A 19,910-nucleotide genomic window follows, 5' to 3' on the forward strand; every position below is an offset into this window, starting at 1 on the left:
CCTTTAATTTTTCTTTGAAATAATTGACAAAAAGCTTGCTTTCAGGAGATTACTATTTAATCTCATTTCCATCTATATATAGTTGAAATTTATCAGGATTATTGACAACATCATAGTCCTTTCCGTATTCTACAGGTCTATATTCGGCTGTCATTACCGATTCCCCGTCTTCAATATCTTCTTTCCATAAATAGATGTTCATATCAATGCTCGTCGCATATCCTCTGTCTGTGGAGAATTTTGTCGAATGTAAAGAATCATCCTTGTACATCTGCAAAAGTTTTCTTGCAAACGCTTCTCTATCCTCAATATCTTCCCTATTTGCGACCACGGTTATATTTTCATCCCGATTTACAGAAAAAGTTCCAACTACATCTGGTTCGCCTTCTTTATGACTGGATTCAAATTTCCCATAAATACTTCCTGCAGCAATTATCAAGATTGCTGTTCCTGAAATTACTGCAATTATCTTTTTCTTCATATTTTTAATTTTTTTACTGCGTAATTGATTACTTCTTCCGGTGTAGGCCTGTCTCCTTTAAGTGTCATTTTCTTCCATTCTTCCTGCACTGCCGGGTCAGGATTAACAAATCCTGCATCTATGGCTATCTGCATTTTTCTGCGTACTTCTTCTGGTGTTGTGTTATACTTTTCTGCAATCTTCTCATATATAGTTTTCTCTCTCATTCATTTTCCTCAGATATATAAGTGGAATTATATCTTGTTCTATAAAATCAATTTAGCATATTTCTGTTGGCATGAAAAGAGACTTTACAACTTAAAATTGGATAAAAAGGACAAAAAAAGAAGAGCTGCTTGCTCTTCCCATATAGTAGTAAAATAATATGTCATGCCAGCGCAATATATTACCTAGAATATCGCTATAACAGGAAAGGGGCTGCATTATGACAGCCCCTAGTTTACTTCATCACGTTGTCTACATTCTGAGTGAACTCGTTCCCTGGTTTATTTTAGCATCGATCTGGATTTTGCTTCATAAAGATAAATTTTGCCACAGAGCGGTCGTATGTTTTAATGTGTCCAAACAGCCAGTCGATTACATTTTTCTGTACAAGTTCACTGAACCGATCTGTTGGTCCTTCATACTCCTGAAGGTATTCATACAGTTCCTGAATTGTCTTTTTAAACTCTTCATGTTTTTCATAATGTTTTTCACGCTCTGGATAACCGGCTTTTTCCTGAAGTGCTTCTTCTTCTTTAAAATGAAAGTCAGTATACTCGTTAAGATAATCCAGAAGTTTGATCGCCTTTACCTTGCTGTCGCCATTTTGACAGGCAATTACAAAGTTCTGAATACGGTCAATCAATTCTTTGTGCTGTGTATCGATTGTTTTATTTCCTGTTACTAAATTGTCATCAAAGGTAATGTTTAAATCGTAAGTCATAATTTGACCTCCATTTCTTTTATATGTTCTCTTAGGCTCTTTTAATGTCTGGCAGTTTCGTACCTGCATTTTCTGCTTAGTCTTCTACAGGAACGAAAACATCTTTTCCTAATCCGCAGATTGGGCATGTCCAGTCATCTGGAATATCCTCAAATGCAGTTTCTGGAGCGATACCGGCGTCTGGATCTCCTACTGCCGGATCATAAATATATCCACATGGTTCACATTCATATTTTTTCATAGTCATTTTCCCTTTTCAATGTCGATTTATTTTTGTTACCAAGTTCCTAGCAATTTTTCTAACACTTTGTTTCTTATGTATCTGTATTATACATGATAATTATTCTTTTGTCAATAATAGTAATTATTATTATTTTTTACACTTAGCATAAACTGATATTTGAATTGCACATTTACATATTGTATATATCATGGGAATAGTTGAATAAAAAAATGAACTCTATTCATTAAAGACAGAGTTGCTGGAAATTATTTCTCTCCAACAACTCTCTTCGTCTTTAAGTCCTTGAAACACAATACTGTCCAATCAGATTCATCCAACTGTTATATTTATTCTTTTCACACACCTTTCGACAAATTTCATTTTCCATCAATACACAGAACATCTTATCATAATCAAATGCCCAAACAGCACCATTCACATGGTTTTCCACTGCTTTCTGATCTATGTACTTTAAACGTGTGACCATTTTTTCAATTTCTCCATTTCTCAAGTTACCGATATTTTTGCAGATAAACCGAAAGAAATTCAACGTTGCATATTCGTCATGCCAATGGAACTCTTCTGGATTGTTTTTAATTTTACTGGCTCGCTGCTGTTCTTTGATTATCTGATCAGCTACACCTTTCATCGAATCTTCGTATCTCATATTACTCACCTACTCTTCCTCAACGCCCAGTGACGGTTTAAATCTTTTATCCTTTGCCTGCGGTACCACGATCTCATGATTTTGATGGGAAGCAATTACTTACTACAACTTGCAGAAGCGGATATCCAAAAGGCATTGTGGGAGCTGCCTTTGCTGACCGAAATCCATCTTCTTATGTAAAACCTGCAGGAATATAAAGGAAAAGTGACTATCCCTGTCGATTAATAATCCAAATAATATCGTCTATACCAATCTCTCCTTATGCTGTTTTTCTCTCCATAAACCATTTATCCACTTCGTAAAACAAGTGGTTTTCTTGCCACTGTATCATACAGGTGTACATCATTCCTACACCGCCTGCCTTTCTGCTGGCGTACCGCTCGATTTTCAAAATTCTGTCAATGCTATACTTTCTTCCATCCTCCCATGTAAAAAATATGGGAACCAGCTGTCCGTCTTTCCGAAACTCTGCTACTACATCTACATATACTTTGTTCATGCCGACACCCCACTATAAAATCTCAATTGCTCTTGGCGATGCCGGGATTCTGCGGATATATCCATTTAACTCCAACTGTTTGATTCTGGAAAAAGCAGATGATGTTGATCTTTAAACCATTAGTACACCATTTTTTCATCAAGATACGATAAATTACGACAAGATACGATAAGTACAAAATTTCCCAAAGCCGCACAAATACTGTATTTCTGGGCTTTTCCGCCTTTCTGTATGATAAGTTAATAGAGTTTTCAGCAATCAACAAAACAACTTTTTCTAAGGTTAGGCGAAATTTTTCAACACAATACAGGTAAGGCAGTGATTTCACTCGTTGCCCAAATTTTGTGACATTTGAAAACGGCCACCCCTTTTGGATGACCGTTTCGTATCTGCGTATTTTATTCAGCAATACGTAACCGCTCTACCACAGTTTTTTGTGCCATTTTGTTATAGCAGACCAAAGGAACAATGGCTGTAATGAGGAGCAGAGGGATAATACAGAGAAATACCGGAAGCAGGGTAAAATGCCATGTAAAATAGGTTAATTCCACACCCATCATCCGAACCACCGTTAGACTTGCTATAACGGAAAGTATCAGAGAACCTAAAAGGCCCAAGATAGAATAACCAATCCCTTCATATATCAGTATTTGCTTAACCTGCCATCCTGTCATACCTACCGATTGTAGCATTGCAATTTCTCTGTATCGAGACAAGATAGACGTTGTTATGGAGTTAATAAAGTTCAGTATGCCGATCAGAGCCAATATCGCACAAAGAGTGCCGCCCACAAGACGGAACATATTGATCATCCTGTCAAAGTTCTGCCGCAGGGTCACTTTTGAAAGATAATCCAAAGAGGTGTCCGTATTTTTAGTGTAGTTTTTCAGCCAGTTTTCGGTTGCAAGCTGGTGTTCATGATCCACATTGAAGATTGTTTTCATGGCCGGCTGATCGGCGGGTACCATATTTCCCAAAAGTTCATTGGTCGGGAAAATATAGTCCAATCCCATGTCTACCTGCAAAGGAGTTTGTAATGCGCTTGGAATACGTACTACAGCCAGCACATCATACACTTTATTTGTACCATCAAGCTGTGTCACGCTAATTTGATCGCCCGGTTTATACAAGCAAAGAGAACCATCACCCATCATTCGCAATGGAGTTACATACACGCCGGTTCCGGCTTTCCACTGTTCCGTGTTTAGTTCACCGTCTAACACCTGTACATATTCTGTCGGAAAATCATCCAAGCCATATACATTCACACCATGTTCCTGTCGAACCCTATAATTTTCCAGTTCATTTGCAATATCACTGGAAGAAGCAGAGAGTTCCTGTAATCGGGCGAGGTCGTTTTCAGAAAGCGGCTGTTTGGAAGTCCATAAGTAGATATTTCCTATATCTTCAAGACCATTCAAACTTTCTGTCTGGCTAATAAAATCCTGGCTTACATTCGCTGTGTTATATGGCGCATAATTGTTAATTACTGTTGTATCGGAAACTGTAAAATCTGTAAGGCTGAAATCAGCCACAAACTTATCAAAGTCAAAGGAGGTCACATAGGTATAAACGCTATTCAAGAGAACAATACTAAGGACAAAAGACAAAGTAACGATCATTACTTTTTTCTTGTTTCGAGTCAGATTGCTCTTTGCCATCATCATTGTGCTGATATGCTTACTGCGCCGCTGCTTTTTCTTTCCACCAGTCTGTTCAATATAGTGCAGTGCCTCCATCGGAGAAACTTTAGCCGCCAATATCGCAGGTTTTTGACAGCTAATGAAAACTGTAATTGCAGAAAAGACAATCGCTACCAAAAAGATCAATGGATTTACCGTAGTAACGACCCTTATATCATCAGTTAGCATATTTACAATCGCAGGCAACAACAACCGACCAATCGGCCATCCCAACAATAGTCCAATAGGAATACCCATAAGAGATAGCTTAATTGCTTTTTTATAAACGATTTTCCTTATTTGTCTTGCGGTGGTTCCCAGTGTTTTCAACATTCCATAAAACCGAATATCCTGCGCGATAGAAATATAAAACACATTGTAGATTAGAAGATAACCTGCGATAAAGATAACCGCAATACCGGTCACAAGGGGCAGCATGGAAGAAAGATTGACCGTTGCCATTTGGTAAGCGTCGTTAATACTTACCCGTTCATCTAAACCGTATTTGGAAGTCACCTCTAATGCCTGCTTTTCAATATTCCATGCCGTAGGCATCATCATAACAGCATCAATATAACCGGTTCCCACAGGTGGGGTTGTTCCGTCCGTTTCCCCGTGGATGACCGGAGCTACCTGTTCCGCATATGCTTTGGATAATAGCATTGTTTGACGGTACGCCACAGCATCCCCATCCCAAATGCCGCAAAGCGTAAAGGTATCGGTAAATGTATCCGTATCGGTTGTAAAGGTCAACTCCATTTGTGTGCCGACTTTATCCGGCAGTCCCATCGCATCCAGAACAATACGACTGGTGGCGATCTCATTTTTTTGTTCCGGCAGATGTCCGGTATCAGGAGTATTAAAGGTCAGTTCCGAATAAGTTTCATCACCATATCGCAGTTCCGTCGGCGTCTTATTGAAATCATCTCCCACGGCATTTCCTATGATAATTGAATATCCGATGTCTTTTATTCCTGTATCCGATGATAGCTTCTCATATTCCTCCCAGGATAAACGCTTGATACCAGCATGGGCAGAAGTGCCGGTTGTCCTCATATTACTTTCCTGCATAGCAGCCTGCAAGCTAATGGCAATCGTAAACAAACTGGTAAAAAGCAACGTAGCAAGCATGATTGCCAATACCGCAATCGTATTTTTTTGAGCTTTCAACGAGCGCTTTGCCAGAAGTTTCAAGACAAGTCTGTTGTTATTCCCAAATAAAATATCCGTCATGTTTTCGCCCCCTTTACTCGGAAATCCGGCCGTCCTCAATACGAATAATGCGGTCGGCAAGCTGGGCAATCTCATTGTTATGAGTAATCATCACAATGGTCTGATGAAATTTCTGGCTGGTCATTTTCAAAAGACCCAATACATCGCTGCTGGTTCTGCTGTCAAGGTTTCCAGTAGGTTCGTCGGCCAGGATGATAGCCGGTTTAGAAACAAGGGCGCGGGCAATCGCTACACGCTGCTGCTGACCACCGGACAGATTGTTAGGCATACTGTTCAGCTTTTCATCGAGAGCCAGCATTTTCACGACTTCATTCATGAAATGCTTATCAACGGTATCACCATCCAGCTCCACCGGCAAAACAATATTTTCATAGACGTTCAGCACAGGAACAAGATTGTAATTCTGAAAGATAAAACCGATGTTGCGTCTGCGGAAGATGGTAAGCTGTTCATCCTTGAATTTCGACAATTCTTTTCCTTTTACTTTGATACTGCCGGAAGTTGGAGTATCCAAACCTCCCATCATATTCAGAAGTGTGGATTTTCCACTGCCAGAAGTACCAACAATAGCCACGAACTCCCCATCCTCAATGGAGAGGGTTACGCCATCCAGTGCTTTCGTAATATTGGGCTTTGAACCATAATATTTTTTTAGTTCAGTCGTTTGCAAAATGCTCATAAAGAACACCATCCTTTCTTTCGTTAAGCCCATTGTAACGACCAAACCTCACAGGAATGTCACGAGCTATAAATTATTTCTGGACAATTCGGTTCTAAATGTCATAAGCCTGTGACATTTATTCTTCGGCGTACTTACTCTGTTCTCGAAGCAGGAAAACAGAAAAGGTTGACCCCTTCCCAACCTCGGATGTTACCCGAATATAACCGCCTTGCAAGGTTACGATCTCACGAGCCAGATACAGACCAATACCAATTCCATCTACATCATGTACGATGTCCTCCCGATAGAACCGCTTGAAAATTGCCCCCTGATGCTGTTCTGAGATGCCAATGCCTGTATCAGCAATGTCAATTTTCACATACCTTTCCAGGCTTTCAACCGAAAACCGGATTTGACCGCCCTCCGGCGTATATTTCACCGCATTATCCAAAATGTTGAACAGCGCTTCACCTGTCCATTTTCTGTCATGAGAAACGATCAAGCTCTCCGGGCAGTTCACTTGAACATTGATCTGTTTTTTCTCGGCGTTAAGAAGGATACCTCCCAATGCGGCGGCAAGCGTGTCATAAAGCGGCTGGCTTTTCTTTTCCAGAGAAATGACACCTGTTTCCAGACGCGAGGTTTTAATCATAGCCTGCATGAGAAAATCCAGTTTATCAAGTTGGGTGGCCTGTGCTGTAAGAAACTCTTTTTGCTTTTGCACAGGGACTTCATTTTCAAGCAGGGTGCTGTTAATCATTTTCGAGTTCGCAATCGGGGTCTTGACCTGATGGGAAATATCGGAAATTAGTTCTTGCAAGTCAGCCCGCTCTTGTGCAATGCTGTTCTTGTTTTCCTGCATGACTTCATACAAACGGTTCAGCCGATATTCAATTTTATAGAAAAGGCTTTCTTCTTCCACAGTCTGTTTCGGCTGCATATTCCCGGACAACATATCATCCATCAAACTGCAAAAAGCATCAGAGAACATCGCCAATTTGCGGCGAACCAGCACCATAAAACAAATAGAGCAAAACAGCACAAAGATGCCGAACAATAGTACATACCAAACAGCGGTTATATCTTGGATCAACGCATATAAAGCCACTGAAACCGTCACCATTGCTGCTAGCAGGAGAACAGCTAAAAAGATACAGGCTTTGTTGACGGAAAGTTTTCGCACATTCATTTCAGCGCCCCTCCGATCCACATATAGCCCATACCATATACCGTTTTGATGTACTGACGGTCGGGTGTTTCGATTTTGTTTCGTACCCGGCTGATAGCCGCAGTCAGAGCGTGTTCATCCACAAAATTTCCGTCTGCGTCCCACAGTTTTTCCAACAAGACTTGCCGCGTCAAAACAATCTGTGGATTTTTCATCAGGATTTTCAAAAGTCGATATTCCAGTGGGGTGAATGTAAGTGGCTTTCCTGACAGGGCAGCACTCATCTCTGAAAAATTGATGGTCAGTGTGCCATTCTCATAAGTATCACCACCATATTGTTTTGTCAGCCGCCCCAGCACCACCGCCAGTTTCTTTTGAAAGACGCTCATAGGGAAAGGTTTTGTCACATAATCCTCTGCGCCCAGTTCATACCCTTTGAGCATATCGCTTTCCATATCATTTGCGGTCAGAAAGATAATAGCGGTATCGGGGCGGCGCTCTTTTACCTCCCGGCAGAAGTCAAAACCGTTCCCATCCGGCAAATTTACATCCAGTACAATCAGGTTATAGTCCTGCTTCGTCAAGAAACTACTGGCCGCTGATTTTGTCAGTGCAGAATCAACCGCATAGCCCGCAGTATTCAAGTTATAGCATAAAGTATTATTCAAAAGTCGATCATCCTCGACTACTAAAATTCGCATGGTATCACACTCCTTCATTTTCAGTGTAGCATCCAAATGTCACAGAAACCTCACTGAGATTTGTTTTCTTTTCTCTAATGTTGCAGATATGTCGCATAACCACATTATAATCACCGAAATAAGGTTCATTTCATATGATATCATATATTTGTTCTTTGCTAAACATTCTTCCGGGACTTCGCATTAATAAATGCAAAATTTCAAACTCTATAAAAGATAAATCTATTTTTTCCTGCTTTCGAAATAATTCCTTTTTATTGTTGTTTTCTTCACATATTTTTTCTATCTGCCTACGATTCTGTAAAAATATATCTACTAAAAACGGATCAAATTCCTGTCCTGCATCATTTTTTTTAATTTCAAAGCATTGCTTCAATGGCATTGGCTCTTTATAATATCTGCTGGAAGATAATGCATCAAATACATAATCATTGCAAAACAAATGTATCAAGAATTAATAAAAATCATATACCATACAATAATAAAACAGGCAATTTGTAATTTACAGTACCTCACTCTTATTCTTTTCCTTTGCATATTCTTCTAATAATGTTTTACCAAAATCCCTTAAAACAAAATAGGCTTCTTTTTATGAGAAATGTGTCAATTTTATAGATTTCAAAAATGCAACTACATATTGAGGCCAATGTTCCTTTCTTCCTTTGTCTTTTTATATCCAATTTTCATGAAAAAAGGGGCTGCCTATTTCCTGACAGCCTCATTTTTCAATTTAGGAGAGCGCCGCAAGCGGTCTTTCCTATAACGTGAAAAATCGAGCAGAAAGCCTATTGTTAATCACTTTCTACCCGATTCTTCTATTTTCATATTTAACCTTTTACACTTCCTGCCGTTAATCCTTCAATAAAGAATCTTTGACAGGAAATAAAAACTACAAGTATTGGAATTAAGCTCAGTACAGAGAGTGCAAAAACATATCCCCACTGTGTAAACTGATGCTGTCCGAAAAATCCGGAAATAGCGATGGGCAATGTTCTTTTCAGATCGTCATTAATGACTGTATTGGCCCACGGAAATTCTTCCCATGCAGTAAGGAAATTAAAAATAGATACAGAAGCAATTCCTGGTTTCGTTAATGGAAGAATGATTCGGAAAAAAACAGTAAATACACTTCCACCATCTATATAGGTTGCTTCATCCAACTCCCCGGGAATGTTCTCTACAAACCCTTTTATCATGAAAGTAGAATAGGGAATAACCCATGCAACATAAAACGGAATTAACCCGCTTAATTTATTGATCACCTTCAGTTTGACCGCTAACTCATACTGGGGAACAATCAAAGTAGTCCCAGGTATGATCATGGTCAGCATGATAAACGTGAATAAGAACTTACGTCCCGGAAATTTAAACCTCGCAATACAGAATGCCATTGCTGCCGCAACAATTGCTGCTATTGTTACCGTCACAGTGGAAACAAAAATACTATTGATAAAATTGTTTCCGAACTTCTTTTGGTGCAGAATATACTGAAAATTTTCCAAGGTAATTTCTTTTATTTTTGGAAAAAATCTGGGAGGATATTCATATAATGCACCATTTGGCTTCAATGCAGTACTCAGCATATAGATCATTGGAAGAACAACAATGATAAGACCGAGAGTGAGGATTATGTATGTGATTCCTTTATAAACAGCTTTTTTGGATATCTTCAAGTTCCCCACCCCCTAATCCAGTTTACTGTGATCCATCATCCGGAATTGAACAACTGCCAATATTCCTAATACCACCGCAATAATAAAGGAAAGTGCTGCGGAATAACCAAATTCACCTGTACTAAATGCCTTATAATACATCCAGGTCAGCACACTTTCTGTTTTATGTCCTGGATTTCCATCTGTGATCATTTTAATCGATGTAAACACATTAAATCCACCAATGGTGAGCATTACCAGTGCAAACAGGATCGTTCCTTTTATGGAAGGAATTGTCACATAGATAAATTTGGCAATAGTTCCGGCACCATCTAATGCTGCAGACTCATATAAGTCTCTTGGAACAGTCTGTAAAGCAGCTAAAAAGACTACCATATTCCATCCGATTCCCTTCCAGGTTCCCAAAAGCATTGCAACGCTCATGCCGCCCCACCGACTGTCCAGCCAATGGATGTTTCCACTGATCAGATGTATTACTTTGGTAAGAAAATAGTTTAGCAATCCTTCCGTGTTAAAAACATACTTGAACACTAAGGATGCAATTACCCATGAAGTAATAACGGGAAGGTAATATGCCACTCGATAACTAATGGAAAATTTATTAATATTGTTTATGAGCATTGCGATCAGAAGTCCAAGTATCATTTGTGCTGGTACTGTTACCAATGTATACACAATGGAATTCGAAAATGACAGGTGAAAATATGGATCCGTTAAAACCTCTTTATAGTTGGCAAATCCGATGAACTCCTGATCAAACATAGAGCCAAAATCCCATTTGAAAAAGCTTGTGATAAATAATTTTACGATTGGATAAATGGTAAAGAATCCAAAAATCAAAATACCTGGAAGGAGAAGAAATCCAATCTGGATATTTTGGCTTTTCTTTGTTTTCATACAATCCCTCCCGTTAACTTAAGAATCTGTTCTATTATTCTTCTGCTAATAAAGCGTCTACTTTTTCTACTAGTTCATCCATGGCGTCCTGTGCGCTCTTTTCATCATTCATAACAGCGCTTACAGCAGTTGCCAGTTCGCTGTCGATTTCAGACCAGCAGGATACGGTAGGTCTGGATTCTGCGGATTTAATAGCCTCGATAAATGGTGCAAAATCAGCATTTTTTACGGTATCGCTTTCGAGAGTAGCTTTATTTACCGGAATCTGGCTGCATTTTGCCATTTCTTCCTGCGCAAACTCACCAGTCATAAATTTCATGAATTTCCATGCAGCATCTTTGTTTGCCGTATTAAACATGGAAATATCCTCGCCGCCAAGAACAGAATGGGAACCGCCCTCGCCTTCTGGCATTGGAGCTGTTGCGTATTCAAAATCTGGATATGAGCCTTCCATTTCAGAGATTTTCCACGGACCATCCATGATCATGGCATATCTTCCAGTTCCAAAACCATCCGTCATTGGGATATCTCCACTATTCCATCCAGTGATCGCACCTTCTTTATACAGATCCGCAAGTGTCTGGATTGCATTTACGGTTTCAGCGCTGTTTAAGTATCCGGTAGCCTTGGTCTGATCCTCATTGGTTATGGAACCACCCATGCTCCAGATAAACGGACATAAATTCCATCCTGCTAATGCTGGTTCATCATAGCCCCAGATCTGCTGGCCATTTTCATTTTCGCCCGCTAGCTTCTTGCAGTCCTCTATAAATTCATCCATAGTAGTCGGCGCAGAAAGTCCGGCATCTTCGAAGGCCTTTACATTATAAAACAGTATTTTCGTATTTGTATTTAACGCAAGTCCGTAAGTATCCTGTCCAATCTGAGCGGTACTCATCGCACTTTCCAGAAGACCGTCCGCTACTTCCTGATAATCATCCATCTCCTGGTTCAGAGGTACTAAAATTCCCATTTTTTCAAATTCAGGTACCCAGGCACTGTCAAGTCGTGCTACATCTGGAAGCGTCTCAGATTTGGCACTGATCAGGATTTTTTCATGAAGATCTGACCATTCATGAGAAACTGCATTTACCTTAATGTCAGGATTTTCTTTTTCAAACTCAGGGATCAAAACATTATTCAATGTCTCATTTTCGGCAGACTGTTCGCTGTAATGATGCCAGAAATTGATGGTAACCTCTTCTGCATAACAGGGTGCTGCACCTAATGCTGTTACACACATTGCTGCTGATAAAATGGTAAATAACTTACTGCTTTTTCTCATTTTTCATTCCTCCTGTTTTTAAAATGATGCCTTCAAATGCTCTCAATGATAACTTTAAAGCTCCCTGGCAGGAAATCATGTCTTCATTAAAATATCCTGCGTTTACCAGCTTTTCTGCCTGATAACTTTTTCCTGTCAATAAATCTTTGTACTCTGCAATCTTAAGAACGGGAAGCCGCACTTCAGTCGCTTCTTCTGCCACATTAATGAGTACATAAATTTGTTGGTTGTCTGACTGGCATAAATACCCGTATGTCATCTTTTCACATACAAGTGGTACAATGTTTCCTGTTCTTAAACATGGATTCTTTTTTCGGATACGGATTATTTTTTTGTAAAAAGATAATACATCTGCATTCTGTTTTGCGGGGTTCCATTCCATGCATCTTCTGCAATCGGGATCATTGTCACCATTTAAGCCAATTTCATCACCGTAATAGATGCTTGGAGCCCCTGGGAAACACATCTGGAACAAAGCGGCCAGTTTCAAACGGCGAATATCACCGCTGCAATTCCATAAAAATCGTTCCGTATCATGACTGTCCAGCGGCTGGAAAAGCGCCTGCCTGATTTCTTCCGGATAATGGGAACGCATCTGGCAAATTCTGTGGTTAAACATTTTTGCATCAATGCTGCCCCTGGCAAGAAAATCCCTCACACTATCCCGGAATACATAATTCATGATACTGTCTACGGATTTTTCATCCAGCAAGGAAAATCCATCTCCCCATGTTTCTCCCAAAAGGAGACAATCCGGATACGCTGACTTAATCCGATATCTGATTCTTGTCCACAAAGAGGGATCGATTTCATCTGCGACATCTAAGCGCCATCCATCAATATGATACTCGTTCAGCCAGAAGACCATCACATTGTAAATATAGGCCTGTACTTCCGGATTTGCCGTATTCAGTTTTGGCATATATCCATAGTCCCCGACACACTCATAAACTGCATCTGTTTCCGATACTTCTACAGGAAATTTTATGATATAAAACCAGTCACAATACCTGGATAATTCCTGTTTTTCAAGTATGTCCTGAAAGGGAGCGAAATGTATGCCACAGTGATTGAATACCCCATCAAGAACGATTTTTATCCCATATTTATGACAGGTTTCAACCAGTTCCTGAAATGTTTCCTTTGTTCCGAAAGAAGGATCAATCTCCAAATAATCCGTTGTAGCATATTTGTGATTAAAATCCCCTTTGAATATGGGATTCAGATACAGGCATTCCACTCCAAGAGAATTCAGGTATTCCAGATTTTTCAGAATTCCGGAGAGATCGCCTCCCATATAATTCTCTCTGTTAGGGGATGTTCCCCATTCCTGACAGCCAGAAGGATCATTAGAAGAATCCCCATTAGCAAAGCGTTCCGGGAAAATCTGATAATAAATAACTCCTTTTGCCCATTCAGGAACTTTTAAAACATTAGTTTCATTCGCATAGAGGAATTCATAAAATCCATCTTCTGGTTCGTTTTCACTGGTTTCCCATGCATTCTGGAAATAAATCTTTCCTGCGGTGTCAGTTAATCTGAAATAATATTTCAAATACCTTAACGTATCTTCTGTAATCACTTCTGCTGTAAAATGATCTCTCACACCATCTCTAGTAACACGCTGCATAAGGTAACTGCTGATCTTCTCTGGTGAAGTTCTTGAAAAAATCAGCAATTCGCAGGTTCTAATATCGCCTGCAGCGGCATGTATCGTCACCACCAATTTCTTTCTGCTGGCAAGATACACATCCGGATAGCCTGCGTGATGTTGTACTGCCGGTATATTCATTTTTTCTCCAATTCTGCATTGGTTTTGATATCCTCACTCTATTATACCTTTCGAGTAGACAACCTAGGAATCAACTCAGTTGAAATCAGGTTCTCTCTTTGTATAAAGTTTTGATCTTTTATCTTATTTATCAAAACCTCTGCTGCCATTTCCCCAAGCTTGTAAGTATCGATATCCACTACAGTGAGCGGCGGATCCATATATTCTGCAAAGGGATAATTATCAAAAGTTACAACTCCAATTTCTGTGGGTACCTGCTTTCCAAGTTTTTTCAATGCTTGCAGAACCTGAAAGGCAATTATATTGTTGGAGCATAAAAATGCATCTACATGTTTATGTTCTGTTGACTCTATAATTTTTCTTTCCAATTCTTCTTCATTCTTTTCCTTAAAAATAATACAGGTATTTTTTCCCTCCAGAGCTTTCTCATAACCCTGGATCCTTCGTTTGGTAAACATGGCTTCCAGATCATCTGCAACATAAGCAATTTTTCGATAACCGCATTTAAGTAAATGCTCGACTGCTTTTACGCCTCCCTGAAGATTATCCATATCTACCCAGTTCATGGTTTCATTTTTCTCTGATGTTTCTCCCATTACCACCCATGGAATGTTTTCATTTCTCAGGGCTAATAAAATATTCTGGTTCAAGTCTGACGCAGTCAAAATTAATCCATCAACTCTGTGTCCAAAAATGAGCTCGCATGCAGGAGAACTTTTTTCTTCCACATCATTTGTGATCAGAAGACTGTATCCATTTCTCTGTGCTACTTTTTCCATTGCATAAACACTTCGCGTGAAAAAGGTATTGGCAAATGCATTTTCATTATCTGCATCTACCACTAGCCCGATCGTAAGGGACTTTCCTTTCGCAAGGTTTCGTGCAAGGCTGTTTGGATGATAATTAAGCTCTTTCATTGCTTTATAAACTTTATTTTTCATCTCATCTGAAATTGGTGCAGTTCCATTGATCACTCTTGATACAGTAGATTGAGAAACTCCCACTTTTTTTGCGATATCATTTAACGTTGCCCCCATATACATCCTCCCTGATATAAGATTTTTTTCTGATTTTTATAGGATTCTTTACATTATCCGTGTTGTTGGTGTCATTATTATAACCTTATATCAGATATTATGCAAGCGGTTGCATTCCATGGTAAAAAAATAATTTTCTTGTGAAAACCTCCTTCCATTCACGCATTATGCAAGCGGTTGCATAATGTGATTTAATATATGCGCTTCCTTTATGAAAGCGCTTGCATTAACTATGCTTTAGTAATACCACTTATTATTAGAAATGTCAATTAAATTTTAAAAGGAATTGATATTTTGTATATTACATACAAAAATTTGTTCTGATTTTTATAACATTATCGTTTTAATATATAGTATTATGGCCTTATATGCTTAGCTGATTCAGCTGGTTTGATTGCTTTTTCAACTGCAGATTTTAATTTCGATTTTATATTTTTTAACATCGTTATATCTGCAATGTTTCCTTCAACAGTAAAATCAATGGCTCTTTTATTCTAATTGTCTCCCTTTATCCCAGCATAATGTGCAAAGCCGATATCCTGATATTCATAATGACAACGTTGAAATGCTTGAACACATGCAGTTTCATTTTGTCCAAGTTGTTGCAGAAATTGCATAATCTCTTGAGTTTCCATTTATAAAAGGCAAGCCTAAAAAAGACCTGCCCTTTTATATTTTATTATTTTTTACAGTGCATATAATTTCTACCGATGTACTTCTTAATATGCTTATAATTTATATTCTTTATAAAGCTCCTCACGATACTCTTCATCCTCAGAGGCCTTCTCTGCATCCGAATAACGTTTGTTCTTCAGAAGAATATTCATAAATGTTCCTAAACGGTTTTCACTCTTTTTTCGCCTTTTTTTTCGCCTTTTTTTATACCATTTTCCTCGGCATAGGAAATCATACTTAACATATCAGCCACCTCCTTTTGTCGGACCGGTTTATCAGAGTCCGGAATATATGATAATACTTTTTCCTGATTACCTGAAAACAATCCATATAAAAAATCAACGAGTCCTTTTTGATCTTGATTTTCTCCGCCAAGTCTTACGATGATTATTTCTATAAGGTCTGCTTCGGCAGTATTAATCTTGATATCTGGTCTTTGTTCAATTTGCACATTCCCATTTATTACGTCCATTTTAAACCATTAGTACACCATTTTTTCATCAAGATACGATAAATTACGATAAAATACGATAAGTACAAAATTCCCCAAAGCCGCACAAATACTGTATTTTCGGGCTTTTCTGCCTTTCCGTATGATAAGGTTTATTATTTTGCACAACTTTATCCATAAACGCAGAGAATCCCCGCCTAAAGGCGGAGGATTCTCCATATCATTCATATTTCCAATCGGTTCCCAGTCAATGCCTGTATGGTCAAAATCACCGGTCAGAAGAAAATATCAGATATCCTTTTCACAATTTCACCAATCACATTTATTACGGTCTTTGTTACAAGCACAAATCAAGTCAGGTACAATACCGAAACGTCTTATCTGTTAAAATCCTTGCAAAGATTAGTCCAAGCGGAAGCGATGCAATGATCAGAAGCGCAGCTGCAAACCAGGATGCAGAAACGGATAAGGACATGATTCCAAGGTTATAAAATCCACGGTATAAATAAAGCCCCGGTACCATGACCACAATGGAAGGCACTGTCACGGAAATCCTTGGATAACCCACCTTATTTTTCAAAAGGGAGGCAAGAAGTCCGGCTGTAAGTGCCCCTATAAATGCAGCTACTGCCGGAGGTAAAGCTACGAGATCCACCAGTTCAAGACGGAGGGTATTTGCAATTGCACCAAGTACTGCCGTAGAACAGGCAATCCTGACTGGGCTGTTAAACATGATGGAAAAACCGAACACGCCGAAAAAGCTTGCAGCAAGCCGTGTGAGGATCCACATTGCAGCAGACATACGGATCTTTATGAAATCCACTGGCTGCAGGTGAAGGAGCATAGCCATGATCCAGGCAGACATGGCGGCTACCAGAACAATGATCAGTGCATAAGTGAGCCTTTCCATGCCAGAACGCATATCCAGCTTTGCCAGGTCAATTCCGCTGGTAATAAAGGGAAAACCAGGGATGATAAAAAGCATGGCACAGATATATCCTGCTTCATGCTGAATGGAAATCCCAAACAGGATTTCCCCTAATTTCAAAAGTCCTGCATATACAAAGCATGCCAGAGAAACCGAGGAAACAATTCCAAGAAACAGGGTAAAATGATGCTTTGTTAATTTACAGCGAAAGAAATTTCCAAGTCCTGCGCCAACAAAAGCACAGAACATTTCTACCAGTCCTCCGCCCAGAAGGAAGGTAAATCCACAGCATGCAATGGCGGCAGCCAGCCCCAGGGCTACCGGGGAATAAAGGCCATGAATTCTTTCAATCTCATCCAGATAGCTATGAAGCTCTTCCCCGGACATATTTTTCCCCTCTGTTTCAAAATTGCGGATAAAATGCTCCAGCCGGTTCAGCTTTGACGTATTCACCCCTGTATTGGTAAGACATAACGACTGGGTAAATCCGTTTTCCCCATCAAAACAGGTGTACTCAATGGACATCAGCCCGATATCTGTGGTGCAGGTAATCCCCATCGCTTCCGCCAGGGCATTCATAGAGCTTCGGACTCTCCATGCTCCAGTTCCACAGGATAAAAACATAATCCCTACACGTCCTATAATGGAAGCCTTTTCCGTGATGCTCGCATTTATAACGGGAGTATTTTTGCCATTTTCATCGGTGTATTCATGCCACTCCACGTCCATGTGATTTTTTCTGACCCTCTCCAACTGCATAAAGCCACTTCCTTCAAAAAAGTCTCATTATAATTTCAGGCTGTCATTTCCAGCCTGTTCCATCATCCGTTCCCTGCAGGCAAGGACGATTCCATCAATTTCCTCCATGCGCTGAAGCATTTTCTTCTCAAACTCATGGATAGGAAGGAGAACGCCAAGCTCATCAAAGGGTTTATCGGGACTTTCTTTTTTTATACCGGTCTCCTGTCCATAGAATACGACGGCATGCGGTGCTGCCTGCTGGATTTCCTGGAAAGTCTTCCATACAACGGCATAAGTCTGGGCTTCTGTAAGACCCAGCTTACAGGTATCCGGGAGTGCATAAAGGATCAAGATTCCACGCTGGCGTTCTTCTTTTTCTTCTTTAATTTCCAGTCCGTCCGTGTAAGAATGTACAATGTCATATCCATCTGCAAGGTAAAGCCCGGACCTGGGTACACACTCATGCCTGTCAAATGTCTCTTTAAATTTTCCGTATTCATGAGCGGAAACCATCTTCCCTGTTTCTGGAAGAAGCTCTCCTTCCACATTAGTAAGAAGAACCGGGTTCTCTCCTGCTTTTCCATGGAATTTTCTTGGAATCAGGTAGGCTTCGCGGAGCAGATCAAACATACTTTTGCCACACAATTCCAGAAGAAGAGCACTTACATCCCCGTTCTGGTAAGCGTGAAAGAGTACCTGCAAAAAGTGGTCCGGATCCTCATCCACCAGCATATGTTCATCGTCCAGATATTGGTAAAACACTTTCCGAAGCCTTCCTGATGCCTCCGGGGAAGCCAGGATTCTGGAAAAAATATCTTCTACAGCTTGTTCTCTTGGTAAAACTGTTTTCATACTAAAACGCCTCTTTTTCTGTTTGGATCATAATGAGAACTGTACCTGTCTCTTTTCGGGAGGGATTATAGCATTGTTATAGTCATACCGCAATAGGATGAGAGATTTCTTTTTCATATCATATTTTTATGTCTGCCATATCACAGACCGTTGTAAGTGTTTTCCATTATAAGTTTCCATGAAATAAAATTTGTGAAAAATACCGTATCTTATCATCGGTCCCCCAGCAGGTCATTCCCACCGCATCTGCCATTTCCTGGGCATCAACACAGTAGGCGGACAGGCAAGAATAGTGCCTGTAAGGACCAGCGGACATGATCAGCAGGTCGGTATTTCCAGATTCCATTATTTTAGAGGCCAACTGTTCGGTGAGTTTATTGTGCGCAAGCTTCGCCATTTTATAGTCCATATCCTTACTTTGTATCGTCTGTAGAATAAGCGCTTTTTCATAGGCAAATACCCTTTGTTTCATAGTTTCTACCGTTCCGCATTCAGGTGGACATGCTGGATTTACGTTGTAACATCCACACTGATTTTCTTCACAAAACTTTCGGTATTCCGGTTTGAATACGAGTTTTTTTGTGTCCATGATTGCCGTATTTGAAAAACCAAGTTTTTTCGCTTCTTTTATGTAATCCATAAAGTACTTTCTCCAAGTTTTTTCTAATTACCAAGATTTTTTCCATACGCTGTTTTTATACATGCCCTAATAGAATGGTATTTTTTAATTCCCTTGCCGCAGCTCCCATAGGATGCTGGCTGTCATACACCAGGCAGATCTGGCGCTCCGGTATTTCATCTTTTAATGGAATCTGTACGATCTCTTTTTTCAAAAGGGAAGGTGCGGCCATCGGCTGGGGCAAAAAGGCAAGCCCGAGCTCGCATTTTACCAGAGGCAGAATCTGATCCGCAGTGGCAGCTTCCGTATCCGGGGAAAGATCCAGACCATGTGATAAAAATACACTGTTGTAGAATTTATAGGTCATAGTTTCCCGCCCAAGAGAAATCAGCGGATAGTTCTTTACCTCCCGAAGGGAAAGCTCCTGACTGCTAAGGGCGGTAAAAGTAGTGCCTCCAACCAGAATCTCCTGAAACGGCATGAGCATGATCTGTTTCAATGGGAAATCCACCTCTGCCGGAGTGGAAACTACTGCAAAATCAATCTTTCCACTCTTAACTGATTCAATGGCTTCCGGTGTGGAATGGTTGTATAGTCTTAGCCGGATTCCAGGATAAGTCATGTGAAAACTTTTTAATTTATCCAGCAGGAAAATATTGAGGGCAGTTTCACTGGCACCGATGGCTACACTTCCATGGGATAATCCGGAGCTGTCTGCCA

Annotated in this window: 21 protein-coding genes; all 21 read right to left on the reverse strand. The window is 39.9% G+C overall.

The window, feature by feature from the left end:
• Window positions 1-52: 52 nt before the first annotated feature.
• Window positions 53-481 carry a hypothetical protein gene (locus tag DW904_RS17440; RefSeq protein ID WP_118583131.1) on the reverse strand — a complete coding sequence of 143 codons (429 nt, stop codon included), beginning with the start codon at window positions 479-481 and terminating at the stop codon, window positions 53-55.
• A complete protein-coding gene (locus DW904_RS17445) occupies window positions 478-687 on the reverse strand; it encodes a sporulation initiation factor Spo0A C-terminal domain-containing protein (protein ID WP_118583134.1) in 210 nt (69 codons plus the stop codon). Before DW904_RS17445 ends, DW904_RS17440 begins: the two co-directional genes overlap by 4 nt.
• 284 nt (window positions 688-971) lie before the next feature.
• Window positions 972-1,406, reverse strand: coding sequence for a hemerythrin family protein (locus DW904_RS17450; RefSeq protein ID WP_019161195.1), 435 nt, complete (start codon window positions 1,404-1,406; stop codon window positions 972-974).
• Between the two features lie 76 nt (window positions 1,407-1,482).
• Window positions 1,483-1,647 (reverse strand): rubredoxin, encoded by a 165-nt coding sequence (rd, locus tag DW904_RS17455; protein WP_015524975.1) that lies wholly within the window; start codon window positions 1,645-1,647, stop codon window positions 1,483-1,485.
• A 277-nt stretch (window positions 1,648-1,924) separates the two neighbouring features.
• Window positions 1,925-2,296: a hypothetical protein gene (locus DW904_RS17460; RefSeq protein WP_118583137.1), complete on the reverse strand. Its 372-nt coding sequence runs from the start codon at window positions 2,294-2,296 to the stop codon at window positions 1,925-1,927.
• Between the two features lie 259 nt (window positions 2,297-2,555).
• On the reverse strand, window positions 2,556-2,795 hold the full coding sequence (locus tag DW904_RS17465) for a hypothetical protein (RefSeq protein ID WP_118583140.1): 240 nt from the start codon (window positions 2,793-2,795) through the stop codon (window positions 2,556-2,558).
• A gap of 398 nt (window positions 2,796-3,193) precedes the next feature.
• On the reverse strand, window positions 3,194-5,710 hold the full coding sequence (locus DW904_RS17475; RefSeq protein ID WP_118583142.1) for an ABC transporter permease: 2,517 nt from the start codon (window positions 5,708-5,710) through the stop codon (window positions 3,194-3,196).
• Between the two features lie 13 nt (window positions 5,711-5,723).
• Entirely contained in the window at window positions 5,724-6,389 is a 666-nt protein-coding gene (locus tag DW904_RS17480) for an ABC transporter ATP-binding protein (protein WP_014078567.1), read from the reverse strand.
• Window positions 6,390-6,507: 118 nt separating this feature from the next.
• A complete protein-coding gene (locus DW904_RS17485) occupies window positions 6,508-7,560 on the reverse strand; it encodes a HAMP domain-containing sensor histidine kinase (RefSeq protein ID WP_118583144.1) in 1,053 nt (350 codons plus the stop codon).
• Window positions 7,557-8,240: a response regulator transcription factor gene (locus DW904_RS17490; protein WP_118583146.1), complete on the reverse strand. Its 684-nt coding sequence runs from the start codon at window positions 8,238-8,240 to the stop codon at window positions 7,557-7,559. The genes DW904_RS17485 and DW904_RS17490 overlap by 4 nt, the downstream gene beginning before the upstream one ends.
• Window positions 8,241-8,370: 130 nt before the next feature.
• On the reverse strand, window positions 8,371-8,616 hold the full coding sequence (locus tag DW904_RS24195; protein WP_243110478.1) for a winged helix-turn-helix domain-containing protein: 246 nt from the start codon (window positions 8,614-8,616) through the stop codon (window positions 8,371-8,373).
• A gap of 451 nt (window positions 8,617-9,067) precedes the next feature.
• On the reverse strand, window positions 9,068-9,913 hold the full coding sequence (locus tag DW904_RS17500) for a carbohydrate ABC transporter permease (protein WP_118583148.1): 846 nt from the start codon (window positions 9,911-9,913) through the stop codon (window positions 9,068-9,070).
• A gap of 12 nt (window positions 9,914-9,925) precedes the next feature.
• Window positions 9,926-10,810: a sugar ABC transporter permease gene (locus DW904_RS17505; RefSeq protein WP_118583150.1), complete on the reverse strand. Its 885-nt coding sequence runs from the start codon at window positions 10,808-10,810 to the stop codon at window positions 9,926-9,928.
• A 34-nt stretch (window positions 10,811-10,844) separates the two neighbouring features.
• The gene (locus DW904_RS17510) at window positions 10,845-12,095 is read right to left on the reverse strand and encodes an extracellular solute-binding protein (RefSeq protein ID WP_118583152.1); all 1,251 of its coding nucleotides are present in this window, start codon (window positions 12,093-12,095) and stop codon (window positions 10,845-10,847) included.
• Complete coding sequence (locus tag DW904_RS17515) at window positions 12,079-13,887, reverse strand: glycoside hydrolase family 13 protein (RefSeq protein WP_118583154.1); 1,809 nt, start codon at window positions 13,885-13,887, stop codon at window positions 12,079-12,081. The genes DW904_RS17510 and DW904_RS17515 overlap by 17 nt, the downstream gene beginning before the upstream one ends.
• Window positions 13,888-13,928: 41 nt before the next feature.
• On the reverse strand, window positions 13,929-14,924 hold the full coding sequence (locus DW904_RS17520; RefSeq protein ID WP_202187760.1) for a LacI family DNA-binding transcriptional regulator: 996 nt from the start codon (window positions 14,922-14,924) through the stop codon (window positions 13,929-13,931).
• Between the two features lie 835 nt (window positions 14,925-15,759).
• Window positions 15,760-16,071, reverse strand: coding sequence for a hypothetical protein (locus DW904_RS17525; RefSeq protein WP_118583158.1), 312 nt, complete (start codon window positions 16,069-16,071; stop codon window positions 15,760-15,762).
• A gap of 334 nt (window positions 16,072-16,405) precedes the next feature.
• Complete coding sequence (locus DW904_RS17530) at window positions 16,406-17,737, reverse strand: threonine/serine exporter family protein (protein WP_118583160.1); 1,332 nt, start codon at window positions 17,735-17,737, stop codon at window positions 16,406-16,408.
• Between the two features lie 27 nt (window positions 17,738-17,764).
• The gene (locus DW904_RS17535; protein ID WP_118583162.1) at window positions 17,765-18,571 is read right to left on the reverse strand and encodes a DUF4866 domain-containing protein; all 807 of its coding nucleotides are present in this window, start codon (window positions 18,569-18,571) and stop codon (window positions 17,765-17,767) included.
• Window positions 18,572-18,737: 166 nt separating this feature from the next.
• Window positions 18,738-19,211: a DUF2284 domain-containing protein gene (locus tag DW904_RS17540; RefSeq protein WP_118583164.1), complete on the reverse strand. Its 474-nt coding sequence runs from the start codon at window positions 19,209-19,211 to the stop codon at window positions 18,738-18,740.
• A 55-nt stretch (window positions 19,212-19,266) separates the two neighbouring features.
• Window positions 19,267-19,910: LysR family transcriptional regulator substrate-binding protein (locus DW904_RS17545; RefSeq protein ID WP_118583166.1), on the reverse strand; the 644-nt coding region annotated here is incomplete at its 5' end.

Source organism: Ruminococcus sp. AM42-11 (assembly GCF_003480145.1).
Lineage (GTDB): Bacteria > Bacillota > Clostridia > Lachnospirales > Lachnospiraceae > Blautia_A > Blautia_A faecis.

Coding starts and splice junctions, on each gene's coding strand:
- DW904_RS17480 (WP_014078567.1), bottom strand. CDS start 6,389: ATGAGCATTTTGCAAACGACTGAACTAAAAAAATATTATGGTTCAAAG.
- DW904_RS17445 (WP_118583134.1), bottom strand. CDS start 687: ATGAGAGAGAAAACTATATATGAGAAGATTGCAGAAAAGTATAACACA.
- DW904_RS17465 (WP_118583140.1), bottom strand. CDS start 2,795: ATGAACAAAGTATATGTAGATGTAGTAGCAGAGTTTCGGAAAGACGGA.
- DW904_RS17440 (WP_118583131.1), bottom strand. CDS start 481: ATGAAGAAAAAGATAATTGCAGTAATTTCAGGAACAGCAATCTTGATA.
- DW904_RS17530 (WP_118583160.1), bottom strand. CDS start 17,737: ATGCAGTTGGAGAGGGTCAGAAAAAATCACATGGACGTGGAGTGGCAT.
- DW904_RS17460 (WP_118583137.1), bottom strand. CDS start 2,296: ATGAGATACGAAGATTCGATGAAAGGTGTAGCTGATCAGATAATCAAA.
- DW904_RS17525 (WP_118583158.1), bottom strand. CDS start 16,071: ATGGACGTAATAAATGGGAATGTGCAAATTGAACAAAGACCAGATATC.
- DW904_RS17485 (WP_118583144.1), bottom strand. CDS start 7,560: ATGAATGTGCGAAAACTTTCCGTCAACAAAGCCTGTATCTTTTTAGCT.
- DW904_RS17450 (WP_019161195.1), bottom strand. CDS start 1,406: ATGACTTACGATTTAAACATTACCTTTGATGACAATTTAGTAACAGGA.
- DW904_RS17475 (WP_118583142.1), bottom strand. CDS start 5,710: ATGACGGATATTTTATTTGGGAATAACAACAGACTTGTCTTGAAACTT.
- DW904_RS17540 (WP_118583164.1), bottom strand. CDS start 19,211: ATGGATTACATAAAAGAAGCGAAAAAACTTGGTTTTTCAAATACGGCA.
- DW904_RS17490 (WP_118583146.1), bottom strand. CDS start 8,240: ATGCGAATTTTAGTAGTCGAGGATGATCGACTTTTGAATAATACTTTA.
- DW904_RS17535 (WP_118583162.1), bottom strand. CDS start 18,571: ATGAAAACAGTTTTACCAAGAGAACAAGCTGTAGAAGATATTTTTTCC.
- DW904_RS17505 (WP_118583150.1), bottom strand. CDS start 10,810: ATGAAAACAAAGAAAAGCCAAAATATCCAGATTGGATTTCTTCTCCTT.
- DW904_RS17515 (WP_118583154.1), bottom strand. CDS start 13,887: ATGAATATACCGGCAGTACAACATCACGCAGGCTATCCGGATGTGTAT.
- DW904_RS17520 (WP_202187760.1), bottom strand. CDS start 14,924: ATGGGGGCAACGTTAAATGATATCGCAAAAAAAGTGGGAGTTTCTCAA.
- rd (WP_015524975.1), bottom strand. CDS start 1,647: ATGAAAAAATATGAATGTGAACCATGTGGATATATTTATGATCCGGCA.
- DW904_RS17510 (WP_118583152.1), bottom strand. CDS start 12,095: ATGAGAAAAAGCAGTAAGTTATTTACCATTTTATCAGCAGCAATGTGT.